We start from the raw sequence: 15,564 nt of genomic DNA, 5'->3' as shown, positions 1-15,564 counted from the left end.
CGGAAGTTAAGCTCTTCAGCGCCGATGGTAGTCGGGGGTTTCCCCCTGTGAGAGTAGGACGCCGCCAAGCAAGGGTAAACCCAGCTCATTGAGCTGGGTTTTTTGTTTGTCAAAATTCAAGAAGAAATTGTAAAGCATATTTCGGGAATTTGTTTTCAGTCACTAATAAAAACTGCTGTATGAGCACGTAATCATCGCTTATATGCTGCGTTAACAACTCATACCACCATTCCGTCTCATATCTCGCGATCATCCCTATGTTGTACAAAATTAGATAATGCACTGTCATTTCAGGAAGTCTTAGAAATTGTTCCCTTTGTGAAGGAATATAATATTGGTTCTTTCCCATATCATACAACAGGCTGATTGATGTCCATGGCTTCATGTCTTTCGGTGAAAGATCAAACAATAGCTCGTGTTCATTTTTCTTTACAAAAGACCATTGAAAATGGTGAGACATATATTCGGCAAATCTTGAATCAGACATTTTATAATTGATTACCACATCCTCTGGCACAGAAATCCTATCCCTTTCCTTCTTAACTTTTGTCATAAAACGTTCTTTCTGCTGAAAATAAAAAGTATTACTCAGTTCTGGAATAGCCATTAATAATTTTTTCATGGTGTACCGTTCATCTACTATGTCGGATTGTCCGAATAAGTGTTTCATGAAATGGATGCACAGGCCGTTCCGTTGTATTTTTACTTCGTCATCGCTAAAACAATAATTCTGTTTCTTTCGCTTTCTTGTTGTTACCCCATGTGCCAGTACCGATGTATGGCTTGGATAATGAGGATCACGTGTAATGAGACATGCTTTAATAAGCTGTGCCATTCCGTAAAATAATAGAATCGGCTTGATCTCCAAGGGGGAATATGAGGCTTGTTTATAAAACGATTCGGCATGCTTTAAGAAGTAAATAAACCGTTCACTGTTTTTAAAAGAGTTTTTTTTCGCTTCGTCGATGCCGTTTAACGTATAAACCTTTTCTAGAAATTTCTGGGTTGATTCAACGGAGTAAAACAGCGCTAAGTCTTTCCACTCATGATATGTCATATGTATTTCTTAATCCTTTCCGTTATCTAAATATTTCAACTCTTTCCCGCTTCCTTGACATGCTCTTGGCTAGTTGATAATCTACATATAATATTTTGCCGAAAAGAGGGGGATTTACTAATGTGGGAAAGTAAATTTTCAAAAGAAGGCTTAACGTTCGACGATGTGCTGCTTGTACCAGCAAAGTCAGAGGTACTTCCGCGTGACGTGGATTTATCTGTAGAACTTACAAAAACGTTAAAGCTGAATATTCCTGTCATCAGCGCAGGTATGGACACTGTAACAGAATCAGCAATGGCGATTGCAATGGCTAGACAGGGCGGCTTGGGCATCATTCATAAAAATATGTCCATTGAACAGCAGGCTGAACAAGTTGATAAAGTAAAGCGTTCTGAGCGCGGCGTTATCACAAATCCCTTCTTTTTAACTCCTGATCACCAAGTATTTGATGCGGAGCATTTGATGGGGAAATACAGAATTTCCGGTGTTCCGATTGTAAATAACGAAGAAGACCAAAAGCTTGTCGGGATTATTACAAACCGTGATCTTCGATTTATTTCTGACTACTCAATGAAAATCAGCGATGTCATGACGAAAGAAGAGCTTGTTACTGCACCTGTGGGAACGACTCTGGATGAAGCTGAAAAGATTTTGCAGAAACATAAAATTGAAAAGCTTCCACTCGTTGATGACCAGAATAAATTAAAAGGTCTTATCACAATTAAGGACATTGAAAAAGTCATTGAGTTCCCGAACTCATCTAAAGACATCCACGGCCGTCTGATCGTTGGTGCGGCAGTTGGTGTCACTGGCGATACTATGACTCGCGTCAAAAAGCTTGTTGAAGCCAATGTCGATGTGATTGTTATTGATACAGCTCACGGACATTCTCAAGGTGTTTTAAATACAGTCACAAAAATCCGTGAAACGTATCCTGAATTAAACATTATTGCTGGAAATGTGGCAACAGCTGAAGCAACAAGAGCGCTCATCGAAGCAGGTGCAGATGTTGTCAAAGTCGGGATCGGACCTGGTTCCATTTGTACTACACGTGTTGTAGCTGGTGTCGGTGTTCCGCAAATTACAGCAATTTATGATTGTGCGACTGAAGCAAGAAAACATGGCAAAACAATCATCGCAGACGGCGGAATTAAATTCTCTGGCGATATCACTAAAGCACTGGCAGCCGGCGGACATGCTGTAATGCTCGGAAGCTTGCTTGCAGGTACCTCTGAAAGCCCTGGTGAAACTGAAATCTACCAAGGCAGAAGATTTAAAGTATACCGCGGCATGGGCTCAGTTGCTGCAATGGAAAAAGGAAGTAAAGATCGTTACTTCCAAGAGGAAAACAAAAAATTCGTTCCTGAAGGAATTGAAGGACGCACGCCTTACAAAGGACCAGTTGAAGAAACTGTTTATCAGCTAGTCGGCGGTCTCCGTTCCGGTATGGGGTATTGCGGGTCCAAAGATCTACGTGCTTTAAGAGAAGAAGCTCAGTTCATTCGCATGACTGGCGCAGGACTTCGCGAAAGCCATCCGCATGACGTACAGATTACAAAAGAATCTCCGAACTATACAATTTCATAATAAATTGTTACAAATTAAAAACATTTGACAGGGTCTCTGACTCTGTCTGTTTTTTTTATACTGATTATGATAAAATTTATACTGTTGTGCATTGAAAATGTCCTTAACGGATTAATTATAGATGAAGAAAATGAAATACGGAGGTCGTACGATTGAACATCAAGAAATGTAAACAGCTATTGATGTCATTGGTTGTGTTAACACTAGCGGTCACTTGTCTGGCTCCAATGTCAAAAGCAAAAGCAGCCAGTGATCCAATTGATATCAATGCATCAGCTGCTATTATGATCGAAGCTTCTTCAGGTAAAATTCTTTACAGTAAAAATGCAGATCAGAGACTGCCAATTGCCAGCATGACAAAAATGATGACAGAGTATCTGTTATTAGAAGCAATTGATGAAGGTAAAGTGAAATGGGACCAAACCTATACGCCTGATGATTATGTGTATGAAATTTCCCAAGATAACAGCTTATCAAACGTTCCTCTTCGGAAAGACGGGAAATATACAGTAAAAGAACTATATCAAGCTACAGCAATTTATTCTGCCAATGCCGCGGCTATCGCGATTGCAGAAGTTGTTGCGGGCAGTGAAACTAAGTTTGTTCAAAAAATGAATGCAAAAGCGAAAGAACTAGGCTTAACAGATTACAAATTTGTTAACGCAACAGGTCTTGAAAACAAAGATCTTCACGGGCATCAGCCTGAGGGGACAAGCGTAAATGAAGAAAGTGAAGTTTCTGCCAAGGATATGGCGATTCTTGCGGATCACTTGATTACTGACTACCCTGAGATTCTGGAGACTTCCAGCATCGCAAAAATGAAGTTCAGAGAAGGCACCGACGATGAAATGGACATGCCAAACTGGAACTTCATGCTAAAAGGACTCGTCAGCGAGTATAAAAAGGCAACTGTAGACGGACTGAAAACAGGTTCTACTGATTCAGCGGGTTCATGCTTCACAGGAACAGCTGAACGCAATGGTATGCGTGTTATTACTGTAGTATTAAACGCAAAGGGCAACCTACATACTGGCCGTTTCGATGAAACGAAAAAAATGCTCGATTATGCATTCGACAATTTCTCCATGAAAGAAATTTATGCTGAAGGCGCTCAAGTGAAAGGCCATAAAACAATTTCAGTTGATAAGGGTAAAGAGAAAGAAGTAGGCATTGTGACGAACAAGGCGTTCTCTCTACCTGTCAAAAATGGTGAAGAAAAGAATTATAAAGCGAAGGTCACTCTGAATAAAGACAACCTGACTGCTCCTGTTAAAAAAGGAACGAAGGTCGGGAAACTGACTGCAGAATATACAGGCGATGAAAAGGATTACGGATTTCTTAACAGCAATCTGTCTGGTGTAGATCTGGTTACAAAAGAAAATGTAGAAAAAGCAAACTGGTTTGTTCTGACAATGCGCAGTATCGGCGGATTTTTCGCCGGTATTTGGGGAAGCATTGTTGATACGGTAACCGGCTGGTTTTAATCAAATGAAAGAGCTCTGATGGATATTAGGGCTCTTTCGCTTAATATACTGAAAAAACCCAATTTTTAATAAAAAATGATTTTCAAAGCGCTAAAAACCGAATAAAATGATATATATCCATATGAATTATTGGATTTCTAGGATACAATAAGGATTAGAAATCATATAACTATACCTTGATTAGGGGGACCAAGAAATGGCTCAAACAGGTACTGAACGTGTAAAACGCGGAATGGCAGAAATGCAAAAAGGCGGCGTCATCATGGACGTCATCAATGCGGAACAAGCGAAAATTGCTGAAGAGGCTGGAGCTGTCGCTGTAATGGCGCTAGAACGTGTGCCAGCTGATATTCGCGCAGCTGGAGGAGTTGCCCGTATGGCTGACCCTACAATCGTGGAAGAAGTAATGAATGCAGTATCTATCCCGGTAATGGCAAAAGCGCGTATCGGACATATTGTCGAAGCGCGTGTGCTTGAAGCAATGGGTGTTGACTATATCGATGAAAGTGAAGTTCTGACTCCGGCTGACGAAGAATTTCATTTAAATAAAAATGAATACACAGTTCCTTTCGTCTGCGGCTGCCGTGATCTCGGTGAAGCAACACGCCGTATTGCTGAAGGTGCTTCTATGCTTCGCACGAAAGGTGAGCCTGGAACAGGTAACATCGTTGAAGCTGTTCGCCATATGCGCAAAGTAAACGCTCAAGTACGCAAAGTCGTTGCGATGAGTAATGATGAACTCATGACAGAAGCGAAAAACCTAGGTGCTCCTTACGAGCTTCTTTTGCAAATTAAAAAAGACGGTAAGCTTCCTGTCGTTAACTTTGCTGCTGGCGGCGTAGCCACTCCTGCTGATGCTGCTCTCATGATGCAGCTTGGTGCAGACGGAGTATTTGTTGGTTCCGGTATTTTTAAATCGGACAACCCTGCTAAATTTGCGAAAGCAATTGTGGAAGCAACAACTCACTACACGGATTACAAATTGATCGCTGAGCTTTCTAAAGAGCTTGGTACTGCAATGAAAGGAATTGAAATTTCAAACTTACTTCCAGAACAGCGTATGCAAGAACGCGGCTGGTAAGAATATAGGAGCGCTGCTGACATGTTAACAATAGGAGTACTAGGACTTCAAGGAGCAGTAAGAGAGCATATCCATGCAATTGAAGCATGCGGCGCAGCTGGTCTTGTCGTTAAACGTCCGGAGCAGCTGAACGAAATTGACGGACTGATTTTACCCGGCGGAGAGAGCACGACGATGCGCCGTTTGATTGATACGTATCAATTCATGGAGCCGCTTCGTGAATTCGCTGCTCAGGGCAAACCGATGTTTGGAACATGCGCCGGATTAATTATATTAGCAAAAGAAATTGCTGGTTCAGATAATCCTCATTTAGGTCTTCTGAATGTGGTTGTGGAACGCAATTCATTTGGCCGGCAGGTTGACAGCTTTGAAGCTGATTTAAATATCAAAGGTTTGGACGAGCCTTTTACAGGGGTATTCATCCGTGCGCCGCATATTTTAGAAGCCGGTGATGATGTTGAAGTGCTTTCGGAGCATAATGGTCGTATTGTAGCCGCTAAACAGGGTCAGTTGTTAGGCTGCTCGTTCCATCCAGAGCTGACAGAGGATCACCGAGTGACACAGCTGTTTGTTCAAATGGTTGAGGAATACAAGAAGAAAGCACTTGTATAAAACAGTTGAAAGCTGTGGAAACTTATAGTACATTATAAGCACAAATAAAGATCGAAAAGCGTTGATAGGAACTAGTAGGAAGCCTCTCTTTCTAAGAGAGCCGATGGTTGGTGCGAATCGGTGAAAGAAGCTGTCTGAATCCATCCTTGAGCGAAATGCTGAAATAAGTAGGCATTTACGGGATAACCGTTATGTGTGAAAGTGGAAAACAAGTCTTCAGCTTGTTTTCAATCAGGGTGGCAACGCGAGAGCTCTCGTCCCTTTATGGGGATGAGGGCTCTTTTTATTTTCGACAATTCAATAAAAAGGAGTGTTTCGCATGCTTGATACGAAAATGCTTAGAGCAAATTTTCAAGAAATTAAAGCAAAGCTTGTACACAAAGGCGAAGACTTAACTGATTTTGATAAGTTTGAGGCGCTGGACGATAGACGAAGAGAGCTTATCGGCAAAGTTGAAGAGTTAAAAGGAAAACGGAATGAAGTATCTCAGCAGGTGGCTGTGCTAAAACGCGAGAAAAAAGACGCGGATCACATCATTAAAGAAATGCGTGAGGTCGGCGAGGAAATTAAAAAACTTGATGAAGAATTAAGAACAGTGGAAGCGGAGCTTGATACCATTCTCCTTTCCATTCCAAACATTCCGCATGAGTCTGTCCCTGTCGGTGAGACAGAAGACGACAACGTTGAAGTGCGTAAATGGGGTGAAAAGCCTGCATTTGCTTACGAGCCGAAGCCACACTGGGATATTGCAGATGAGTTGGGGATTCTTGATTTTGAACGTGCTGCAAAAGTAACAGGGAGCCGTTTTGTGTTCTATAAAGGCTTAGGTGCTCGTCTAGAGCGTGCGCTTTATAACTTTATGCTTGATCTGCATGTAGATGAGTATAACTACACTGAAGTGATCCCGCCTTATATGGTAAACCGCGCCAGCATGACGGGAACTGGTCAGCTTCCTAAATTTGAAGAGGATGCGTTTAAAATCAGAGAAGAAGATTACTTCTTAATTCCGACTGCGGAAGTACCGATTACAAACATGCACCGCGATGAAATCCTTTCAGGTGACAGCCTGCCGATTAACTATGCGGCATTCAGTGCCTGCTTCCGTTCTGAAGCGGGTTCAGCGGGGCGTGATACACGCGGATTAATCCGTCAGCACCAATTCAATAAAGTTGAGCTTGTGAAGTTTGTGAAGCCTGAAGATTCTTATGAAGAATTAGAAAAGCTCACAAACCAAGCAGAACGAGTTCTTCAGCTGCTTGAGCTTCCATACCGTGTCATGAGCATGTGTACGGGTGATCTAGGTTTTACGGCTGCGAAAAAATACGATATCGAAGTTTGGATTCCAAGCCAAGACACATATCGTGAAATCTCTTCTTGCAGCAACTTCGAAGCGTTCCAGGCAAGACGTGCGAACATTCGTTTCAGACGTGAGGCGAAAGGCAAGCCTGAGCATGTTCACACACTAAATGGTTCAGGTCTGGCGGTTGGAAGAACAGTTGCTGCTATCTTAGAAAATTATCAGCAAGAAGACGGAAGTGTTGTAATTCCAAAAGTTCTTCGCCCTTATATGGGAAATAGAGAAGTAATGAAACCATAAAATTGTAAAAAGGCGTGCCTGGTAGGGTGCGTCTTTTTGCCTGTTTAAACACGACATTTTTATAAAAACAAAAAAAGTTTATAAAAATGCTTGACCACAAAAGAACATTCATGATATAGTAAGTCTTGTCGATACGGAGGAATACCCAAGTCCGGCTGAAGGGATCGGTCTTGAAAACCGACAGGGGTGTCAAAGCCCGCGGGGGTTCGAATCCCTCTTCCTCCGCCATATTGATTTTAATTCTAATGAAACACAAGCATATATTGGAGATTGTTTTGTCCGTTGCATTCGGTGCAACGGATTTTTTATTATAGAAAAAAAGTGAATCTCAGTTGAGATTCACTTTTTTTGATTTTCATGAATAACTGAAGCGATTTGATCTACAATGTTCTCAATTGAGCTTTCGTCGTTCAGCAGATCATAATCCTCAATGCGAAGCTTTAGTACGGGGCAGGCGTTAAAACCGCTTATCCAGTTTTCATAGCGTGTATGCATTTCTTCCCAGTAAGAGCGGCTTGTCTGAAGCTCCATTTCACGTCCGCGTTCCTCAATCCGGTTTAAAATGTTCTCCAGATCTCCTTCTAGGTAGATCAATACATCTGGGTGTGGGAAATACGGTGTCATCACCATTGCTTCGAAAAGGCTTGTGTAGGTTTTATAATCAACCTTTGACATTGTCCCTTTGTCCGCGTGCATTTTTGCAAAAATTCCTGTGTCTTCATAAATCGAACGATCCTGCACAAAGCCTCCGCCGGCTTCAAAAATCGTTTTCTGTTCTTTGAATCGTTCAGCCAAGAAATAGATTTGCAGGTGGAAGCTCCAGCGTTCAAAATCATGATAGAACTTTTCTAAGTATGGATTATGATCGACTTCCTCCAGAGAGGTTTTAAATCCAAGCCGTTTAGCCAATGCTTTTGTTAAAGTCGATTTTCCGACACCTACTGTACCTGCTACTGTGATAATTGAATTCTTAGGGATAGGATGTTCCTTCATATGATAAGCTCCTTTACATGGGCGGCAATGCGTTCAAAGTCGCTCTTATTCAAAACGAAATCTTTTGAATCACCATCTATAGTTAACACGGTAAGTTCAGGATCTGCTTCCTGCAGCTGTCTGATGGCGACTTCATAATCTGCGATCAGCTGCTCCAAATAGGTTGTTTCAATTTTTTTCTCAAAAGGGCGCCCGCGTTTTTCAATACGGTGCAACAGAGTGGACAGACTGGCCTTTATGTAAATGATGACATTCGGCTTTGGCAGATCATCCGTTAGCAGGTGATAAATCTTTTTATATTTTTCCAGCTGATGTTGAGACAGGGTACGTTCCGCGAAAATCACATTTTTATAAATGTGATAATCAGCTATTACAGGCTGTCCCTTTTCTAAAAAGTGATCACTGGTGTCTTCAAGCTGTTTGTATCTGTGACAAAGAAAAAACATCTCAAGCTGGAAGCTCCATTCCTCTATATTGTCATAAAACTTATCGAGGTACGGGTTGTCCTCAACAATCTCATTGATCATAGGGAATCCAAGCTCTTCTGAAAGCATCGTCGCGAGGGTTGTTTTTCCTGCCCCGATAGGACCTTCTATTGCAATAAAAGGGGCTGTTTTCATCGGAATCCTCCTTATTTCTGAAAAACGTTCGTCAGTTACCGACCTTCATATTGTATCACAACCCTTGGGCGCCCCCATGAAAAAAAGACGTTTCCAAATTATCGAAACGTCTTTTTGACAATATTAAATTGATCAGACAGAAGCAGCCAGTTTTGCGGGAAGGATAGACCCAGCTTCCAATAGCTGATGCCTCTTAAATTCAGCTCTTTAATCAAATTGAATTTTGCTTGGATCGAGCGGGCGTCCTCGAACCATACCTCGTGTCTTCTGTTTTCTGCATCAGTATAGCGGAAGAAAGGGGCTTGAGCGGTTTGGTCATACTGAATTTCTGCATTGTTTTGATCGGCAATGACAAGGGCTTGCTGAGGGCTTATTGCTCTTGCCGGAGTTCCGCCAGCTGTAAATGGCAGCGTCCAGTCATACCCATATAAATTCTGGCCCATGACAATTTTATTCGCAGGCATTTCTGTCAAAGCATATTCGATGACATCCCGAACAGGACCAATTGGAGAAACAGCTTGAGGAGGTCCGCCGCTGTAGCCCCATTCATAAGTCATGAGAACAACGAAGTCGACAATTTGACCGTGTGCCCTGTAATCATGAGCTTCGTACCATCTGCCCTGCTGTGTTGCGCTTGTTTTTGGTGCGAGCGCTGTAGAAATTTCTAAGCCTTCTCGATGGAAAAGATCCCTTGCTTCACGGAGAAATTGATTATAGGCTTCTCTATCCTGAGGCCGTAAATATTCAAAGTCAAAATGAATATCATAGAAACCATATCTTCTGGCATTCTCAACTATTTCATTTAAAAGTCTTCGTTTCACAGCATCGTCATTCAAAATAATCCGGCCGAGTTCATCGCTGAATGCCTGGTTTTCTAGGTTCGTTATAATCATCATCAAAGCCGTGTTTTGATTTTCTGCAATGCTTCTTAAATTCGTTAAAGGCGGTGCGACTAAAGTTCCGTCACGCTGTGCTTGGAAACTGAATGCGCCTAGATACGTTAAGTAGGGCGACGCTTCTCTCGCCGCCTGCTGGAGATTTTCGCTGACTTGATTTCCGCGGGGCTCCAAATAAGCATTTGATTCGATATCGCGTTTAGGAACGGGAGGAATGTATAAACGGAAACCAATCTGCAGCACGGTATTTAACTGGATACGATTAACCCTGGCAAGCTCGGCTGCCGTTGTATTGAATTGTTGTGCGATGGATGTCAGGGTATCGCCTCGTTGAACATCATAAAACTGGCCAGCTATTGGAATGACAATGGTTTGTCCGACAACAAGGCTGTCGGGATTCGGTATTTCATTCGTTTCTGTGATCTCAGTTACGGTTGTTCTGTATTGTGAAGCGATAGCAGAAAGAGTGTCGCCTTGTTTCACCACATAAATTTGAATGAAAAACGCCTCCTTTCATATCGCTATCAATGTATGAAAGAAAAGCGCCGATCATGTTTATTTTTCTGTAATTTGTTCTTCCGTTGTAATTTCTGCGAAAAGAACATTCTCCATCATAGTCAAGGCAAATTCGTTATCTTCGTCGCGATTTGAGGCGATGCAATCCTTAGGAATCGTAATGCTGTATTCTCTCATGTAAGCGTCATTAGCGGTAAACAGCACACATATATTACCGGCTATGCCTGTTAAAATAATGTGCTTTACCTGCAATTCCGTAAGGAGAGTGTGGAGTGCTGTCTCGTAAAAAGCAGAATGTTTCGGTTTGATTAAAAAATAATCAGCATCTTCAGGCGCTATCTGTCTGATGATATCCTTGCTTTTTTCATTTGTGCATTCTTGCTGGATATTTTTAATATCAGCTTGCCAAAGTCCGTAATGATCATTAATGTAAATAATCGGCCAGTCATTTTGTCTCGCATGCTCCTTTAATGATAAAATGTGAGGAACAATTTTTTCTGTTTTTTTAGCGAGGCTTTCTCCCATATCAAATTCAAAATTATTGATCATGTCTACAATGAGAAGGGCTGTGTCTGTTTTAGGCAATCGACAGTCTCCTTTCCGTTTCAGTTATAGTTAATATGTAGCCTTTTTAGGCAATGAAAAAACTTTGAAAAGAGAGCTTATCCTTATGACACAAGATGAACTTTATATGAAAGAAGCAATTAAAGAAGCAAAAAAAGCCGAAGAGAAAGGTGAAGTGCCAATCGGTGCCGTGCTTGTCGTCAATGATGAAATCATAGCGCGTGCGCATAATTTAAGAGAGACGGAGCAGCGGTCTATCGCCCATGCAGAAATGCTTGTGATTGATGAAGCGTGTAAGGCGCTGGGAACGTGGAGGCTGGAAGGTGCGACTCTTTATGTGACGCTTGAACCTTGTCCGATGTGCGCTGGTGCCGTCGTGCTTTCACGCGTGGAAAAAGTGGTTTTTGGCGCATTTGATCCAAAAGGAGGCTGTTCAGGCACGCTCATGAACCTTCTTCAGGAGGAGCGCTTTAATCATCAGGCTGAAGTGGTGAGCGGTGTGCTTGAAGAAGAATGCGGCGGAATGCTCAGTGCGTTTTTCAGAAGCCTGAGAAAAAAGAAGAAAGCTGCCAGGAAAAACTTGTCTGAATAGTACGGTTGCAATTTTTAGGGGAAACAGCTATACTTAAGTGTGCATCGTAATAGATGCGACATAAAATTTGATATTTATTTTGCCGTGCTAAGCGGGGAGGTAGCGGTGCCCTGTACCTGCAATCCGCTCTAGCGGGGCCGAATCCCTTCTCGAGGTTCGTTTACTTTAAGGTCTGCCTTAAGCAAGTGGTGTTGACGTTTGGGTCCTGCGCAATGGGAATTCATGAACCATGTCAGGTCCGGAAGGAAGCAGCATTAAGTGAAACCTCTCATGTGCCGCAGGGTTGCCTGGGCTGAGCTAACTGCTTAAGTAACGCTTAGGGTAGCGAATCGACAGAAGGTGCACGGTAAATCAATCATCAAATTTTCAGACTCACCTAATATTAGGTGAGTTTTTTGTTATGTAAAAGAGCTTTTGGAATCGAAACAAGGTTCATGTATAATGGGAATGATGAATAACGGAGGAGGGCAAACCCGTGAGTTACCAAGCTTTATATCGAGTATTCAGGCCTCAGCGCTTTGAAGATGTGGTTGGACAAGAACACATTACAAAAACGCTGCAAAATGCCCTTTTGCAAAAAAAGTTTTCTCACGCCTATCTGTTTTCCGGGCCAAGGGGTACGGGAAAAACCAGTGCAGCCAAAATATTTGCCAAGGCTGTCAACTGTGAACATGCTCCTGTTGATGAGCCATGTAATGAATGTGCGGCCTGTAAAGGGATAACAAACGGGTCAATATCTGATGTCATAGAAATTGATGCCGCTTCTAATAACGGTGTTGATGAGATCCGTGACATTCGCGATAAAGTGAAGTTTGCCCCATCGGCCGTCACATATAAGGTATATATCATAGACGAGGTACATATGCTTTCTATCGGTGCCTTTAATGCGTTGCTAAAAACATTAGAAGAGCCGCCTGAGCATTGTATTTTCATCTTAGCGACAACCGAACCGCACAAAATTCCTTTAACCATTATCTCCAGATGTCAGCGTTTTGATTTTAAACGCATTACATCCCATGCGATTGTCGGACGTATGAATAAAATTGTTGATGCTGAACAGCTGCAAGTGGAAGAAGGAGCGCTTGATATCATTGCGAGTGCTGCGGACGGAGGGATGAGGGATGCCCTCAGCCTTCTGGATCAGGCCGTATCATTCAGCGGCGATGCCCTGAAAGTTGAGGATGCGCTTTTGATTACGGGAGCTGTTTCTCAATTATATATAGGGAAGCTTGCACAATCCTTGCACGATAAAAACGTTTCTGACGCACTGGAAACATTAAATGAACTGCTTCAGCAAGGGAAAGATCCAGCTAAGCTGATAGAGGATATGATTTTCTATTTCAGGGATATGCTGCTGTATAAAACAGCCCCCGGCTTAGAAGGAGTGCTTGAAAAAGTAAAAGTTGATGAGACATTCCGGGAACTAAGCGAACAAATTCCGGCACAGGCACTATATGAAATGATCGATATTCTGAACAAAAGCCATCAGGAAATGAAATGGACAAATCATCCCCGTATCTTTTTTGAGGTGGCAGTGGTGAAGATTTGCCAAACATCTCATCAATCAGCTGCCGACCTGCCGGAAGTCGATATGCTGATGAAAAAAATCCAGCAGCTTGAGCAGGAAGTGGAGCGGCTCAAAACGACGGGTATTCAAGCAACGGCGGAAAGCCCGAAAAAAGAAACACCGCGTGCGCCAAAGGGCGGTAAATCCAATTACAAAGCGCCGGTAGGCAGAATTCACGAAATTTTGAAGGAAGCGACGAGACCAGATCTTGATCAGCTCAGAAACAGCTGGGGCAAGCTTCTTGCACATCTCAAACAGCAAAACAAAGTATCGCATGCCGCTTTGCTGAATGACAGTGAACCTGTGGCTGCTGCTTCTACGGCATTTGTTTTGAAATTCAAATATGAAATTCATTGTAAAATGGTCGCCGAGGATAACAATGGAGTCCGAACGAATCTTGAGCAGATTTTAGAATCAATGCTCGGAAAAAGAATGGATTTGATTGGCGTTCCAGAAGCACAATGGGGTAAAATAAGAGAAGAATTTTTAGTAGATCATCAGCAGGAAAATGAAGGATCAAATGAACCGGCTGAAGAAGACCCGCTTATTGCCGAGGCGAAAAAGCTTGTCGGAGCGGATTTAATTGAAATAAAAGACTAACAAAAGAAAGAGAGTGAATGTTATGCGTGGCGGAATGGGAAATATGCAAAAAATGATGAAACAAATGCAAAAAATGCAAAAGGACATGGCGAAGGCTCAAGAGGAGCTTGCAGAAAAGGTTGTTGAAGGAACTGCAGGCGGCGGAATGGTTACAGTAAAAGCAAACGGCCAAAAAGAAATCCTGGATGTCATCATCAAAGAAGACGTCGTTGATCCAGAAGATATCGAAATGCTTCAAGATTTAGTGCTTGCCGCTACGAATGAAGCTTTAAAAAAGGTTGACGAGATCACAAACGAAACAATGGGTCAATTTACAAAGGGAATGAACATGCCAGGTTTATTCTAGGGGGATAAAAGAACATGCAATATCCTGAACCAATATCAAAGCTGATTGACAGCTTTATGAAATTGCCAGGGATCGGACCGAAAACAGCGGTTCGTCTGGCTTTTTTTGTTCTAGGTATGAAAGAAGATGTGGTATTAGATTTTGCGAAAGCATTAGTAAATGCGAAACGCAACCTGACATATTGTTCAGTTTGCGGGCATATTACAGATCAAGACCCTTGCTATATATGTGAAGATACACGCAGGGATAAGTCTATTATCTGTGTTGTGCAAGACCCTAAGGATGTTATCGCTATGGAGAAAATGAAGGAATATAACGGACAGTATCACGTTCTCCACGGCGCCATTTCTCCAATGGACGGCATCGGACCGGAGGATATTAAAATACCAGAATTGTTAAAACGATTACAGGATGATCGAGTGACAGAAGTGATTCTCGCAACAAACCCTAATATAGAAGGGGAAGCAACGGCGATGTATATATCAAGGCTCCTGAAGCCGTCTGGTATTAAGCTCTCCCGTATTGCCCACGGACTGCCCGTCGGCGGTGATTTGGAATATGCGGATGAGGTCACTCTTTCTAAAGCACTTGAAGGAAGACGTGAATTGTAAGGAGGAAAAAACGATCCATGGGTTTTCTTCGCAAGAAAACATTGAGAAGAGAGTTTGATGAAAAACTAACCGAGCAGCTTTTTAAGCAAAAGGAAGAGTGGAACAGGCAGAAAAGGCTGGTTGAAAAAAGCTTAGAACCATCTGCTGAAGTGTTATACGAACTAAAAGTAGCTGAAGCGAAGTATTTTTTTTACTTGAGGGAAGCGAAGCAGAGAAATTTAAAAATCAGCGGGTGGAAGTAAGTGGTCTAAACTCCTGGATCTTCTCATAAGCTTGTACTAGAACAAGCAAAGGAGATGAGAAGATTCATGGAGCCTATTTTTATTATAGGGATTATTTTAGGACTGGTTATTCTTCTTTTTTTATCAGGTTCAGCTATAAAGCCTTTAAAGTGGATTGGCATCACAGCTGTTAAGTTTGTTGCGGGAGCTTTACTGCTGGTTTGTGTAAATATGTTTGGAGGCAGTCTTGGCATTCACGTGCCGATTAATCCTGTCACAACAGCGATCAGCGGAACTTTAGGAATACCCGGAATAGCTGCGTTAGTTGTCATTAAACAATTTATTATTTAATTGATTTTATCTATTGACTTTGAAAACCAAAGGTGTTATTCTAATATACGTCGCTGATGACGAACTGCTTTTTCAGAAAAGGAAATGTTAAAAAAGTTGTTGACAACAGCGGTCAGAAATGTTATGATTATAAAGTCGCCTAAAGAGCGGCAACAAAGTTCTTTGAAAACTAAACAAGACAAAACGTACCTGTTAATTCATTTTTTATAAATCGCACAGCGATGTGCGTAGTCAGTCAAACTACTTTATCGGAGAGTTTGATCCTGGCT

At 42.1% G+C, this 15,564-nt stretch carries 16 protein-coding genes, 1 tRNA gene, 1 other RNA gene and 1 other annotated feature; of the genes, 13 read left to right on the top strand and 5 right to left on the bottom strand.

Annotation, left to right across the window (positions count from 1 at the left end):
- Nucleotides 1-109: 109 nt before the first annotated feature.
- Nucleotides 110-1,057 (bottom strand): YaaC family protein, encoded by a 948-nt coding sequence (locus MOC09_RS19945; protein ID WP_268362855.1) that lies wholly within the window; start codon nucleotides 1,055-1,057, stop codon nucleotides 110-112.
- A gap of 120 nt (nucleotides 1,058-1,177) precedes the next feature.
- Here MOC09_RS19945 and guaB point away from each other — a divergent pair, with 120 nt between their 5' ends.
- From guaB to MOC09_RS19915, 6 genes are all read left to right on the top strand, one after another.
- Entirely contained in the window at nucleotides 1,178-2,644 is a 1,467-nt protein-coding gene (guaB, locus tag MOC09_RS19940; RefSeq protein WP_268362856.1) for an IMP dehydrogenase, read from the top strand.
- 152 nt (nucleotides 2,645-2,796) lie between these two features.
- Nucleotides 2,797-4,128, top strand: coding sequence for a D-alanyl-D-alanine carboxypeptidase (dacA, locus tag MOC09_RS19935; protein WP_268371668.1), 1,332 nt, complete (start codon nucleotides 2,797-2,799; stop codon nucleotides 4,126-4,128).
- A 196-nt stretch (nucleotides 4,129-4,324) separates the two neighbouring features.
- Nucleotides 4,325-5,209, top strand: coding sequence for a pyridoxal 5'-phosphate synthase lyase subunit PdxS (pdxS, locus tag MOC09_RS19930; protein ID WP_268362861.1), 885 nt, complete (start codon nucleotides 4,325-4,327; stop codon nucleotides 5,207-5,209).
- A gap of 21 nt (nucleotides 5,210-5,230) precedes the next feature.
- A complete protein-coding gene (gene pdxT, locus MOC09_RS19925; protein ID WP_268362863.1) occupies nucleotides 5,231-5,821 on the top strand; it encodes a pyridoxal 5'-phosphate synthase glutaminase subunit PdxT in 591 nt (196 codons plus the stop codon).
- 52 nt (nucleotides 5,822-5,873) lie between these two features.
- Nucleotides 5,874-6,086 (top strand) — a binding site (T-box leader).
- 54 nt (nucleotides 6,087-6,140) lie between these two features.
- Nucleotides 6,141-7,418, top strand: coding sequence for a serine--tRNA ligase (gene serS, locus MOC09_RS19920; RefSeq protein WP_268371667.1), 1,278 nt, complete (start codon nucleotides 6,141-6,143; stop codon nucleotides 7,416-7,418).
- Nucleotides 7,419-7,553: 135 nt separating this feature from the next.
- Nucleotides 7,554-7,646, top strand: a tRNA-Ser gene (locus MOC09_RS19915).
- Between the two features lie 111 nt (nucleotides 7,647-7,757).
- Here MOC09_RS19915 and dck read toward each other — a convergent pair.
- From dck to MOC09_RS19895, 4 genes are all read right to left on the bottom strand, one after another.
- Nucleotides 7,758-8,411, bottom strand: a complete 654-nt coding sequence (dck, locus tag MOC09_RS19910) for a deoxyadenosine/deoxycytidine kinase (RefSeq protein ID WP_268362865.1) — start codon at nucleotides 8,409-8,411, stop codon at nucleotides 7,758-7,760.
- Nucleotides 8,408-9,031: a deoxyguanosine kinase gene (dgk, locus tag MOC09_RS19905; protein WP_268362866.1), complete on the bottom strand. Its 624-nt coding sequence runs from the start codon at nucleotides 9,029-9,031 to the stop codon at nucleotides 8,408-8,410. The genes dck and dgk overlap by 4 nt, the downstream gene beginning before the upstream one ends.
- Before the next feature lie 98 nt (nucleotides 9,032-9,129).
- A complete protein-coding gene (locus tag MOC09_RS19900) occupies nucleotides 9,130-10,413 on the bottom strand; it encodes a glycoside hydrolase family 18 protein (RefSeq protein ID WP_268362868.1) in 1,284 nt (427 codons plus the stop codon).
- Nucleotides 10,414-10,482: 69 nt separating this feature from the next.
- Nucleotides 10,483-11,028, bottom strand: a complete 546-nt coding sequence (locus MOC09_RS19895) for an isochorismatase family cysteine hydrolase (protein ID WP_268362869.1) — start codon at nucleotides 11,026-11,028, stop codon at nucleotides 10,483-10,485.
- An 85-nt stretch (nucleotides 11,029-11,113) separates the two neighbouring features.
- Here MOC09_RS19895 and tadA point away from each other — a divergent pair, with 85 nt between their 5' ends.
- The 7 genes from tadA (at nucleotide 11,114) to bofA (ending at nucleotide 15,295) form a co-directional block, all read left to right on the top strand.
- Nucleotides 11,114-11,599, top strand: a complete 486-nt coding sequence (gene tadA / locus MOC09_RS19890; protein ID WP_268371666.1) for a tRNA adenosine(34) deaminase TadA — start codon at nucleotides 11,114-11,116, stop codon at nucleotides 11,597-11,599.
- A gap of 82 nt (nucleotides 11,600-11,681) precedes the next feature.
- An RNA gene (gene ffs, locus MOC09_RS19885) (signal recognition particle sRNA large type) lies at nucleotides 11,682-11,946 on the top strand.
- Nucleotides 11,947-12,074: 128 nt separating this feature from the next.
- Entirely contained in the window at nucleotides 12,075-13,766 is a 1,692-nt protein-coding gene (gene dnaX / locus MOC09_RS19880; RefSeq protein ID WP_268362873.1) for a DNA polymerase III subunit gamma/tau, read from the top strand.
- 22 nt (nucleotides 13,767-13,788) lie between these two features.
- Nucleotides 13,789-14,112: a YbaB/EbfC family nucleoid-associated protein gene (locus tag MOC09_RS19875; protein WP_268362874.1), complete on the top strand. Its 324-nt coding sequence runs from the start codon at nucleotides 13,789-13,791 to the stop codon at nucleotides 14,110-14,112.
- Between the two features lie 14 nt (nucleotides 14,113-14,126).
- A complete protein-coding gene (recR, locus tag MOC09_RS19870; RefSeq protein ID WP_268362876.1) occupies nucleotides 14,127-14,723 on the top strand; it encodes a recombination protein RecR in 597 nt (198 codons plus the stop codon).
- 17 nt (nucleotides 14,724-14,740) lie between these two features.
- The gene (locus MOC09_RS19865) at nucleotides 14,741-14,965 is read left to right on the top strand and encodes a YaaL family protein (RefSeq protein ID WP_268362878.1); all 225 of its coding nucleotides are present in this window, start codon (nucleotides 14,741-14,743) and stop codon (nucleotides 14,963-14,965) included.
- A 66-nt stretch (nucleotides 14,966-15,031) separates the two neighbouring features.
- A complete protein-coding gene (bofA, locus tag MOC09_RS19860) occupies nucleotides 15,032-15,295 on the top strand; it encodes a sigma-K factor-processing regulator BofA (RefSeq protein ID WP_268362879.1) in 264 nt (87 codons plus the stop codon).
- The last annotated feature ends 269 nt before the right edge of the window (nucleotides 15,296-15,564 follow it).

This window comes from Bacillus sp. N12A5, assembly GCF_026790125.1.
In the GTDB taxonomy this organism is placed as follows: Bacteria; Bacillota; Bacilli; order Bacillales; family Bacillaceae; genus Bacillus.
This window is presented reverse-complemented; position numbering and strand designations above follow the sequence as displayed.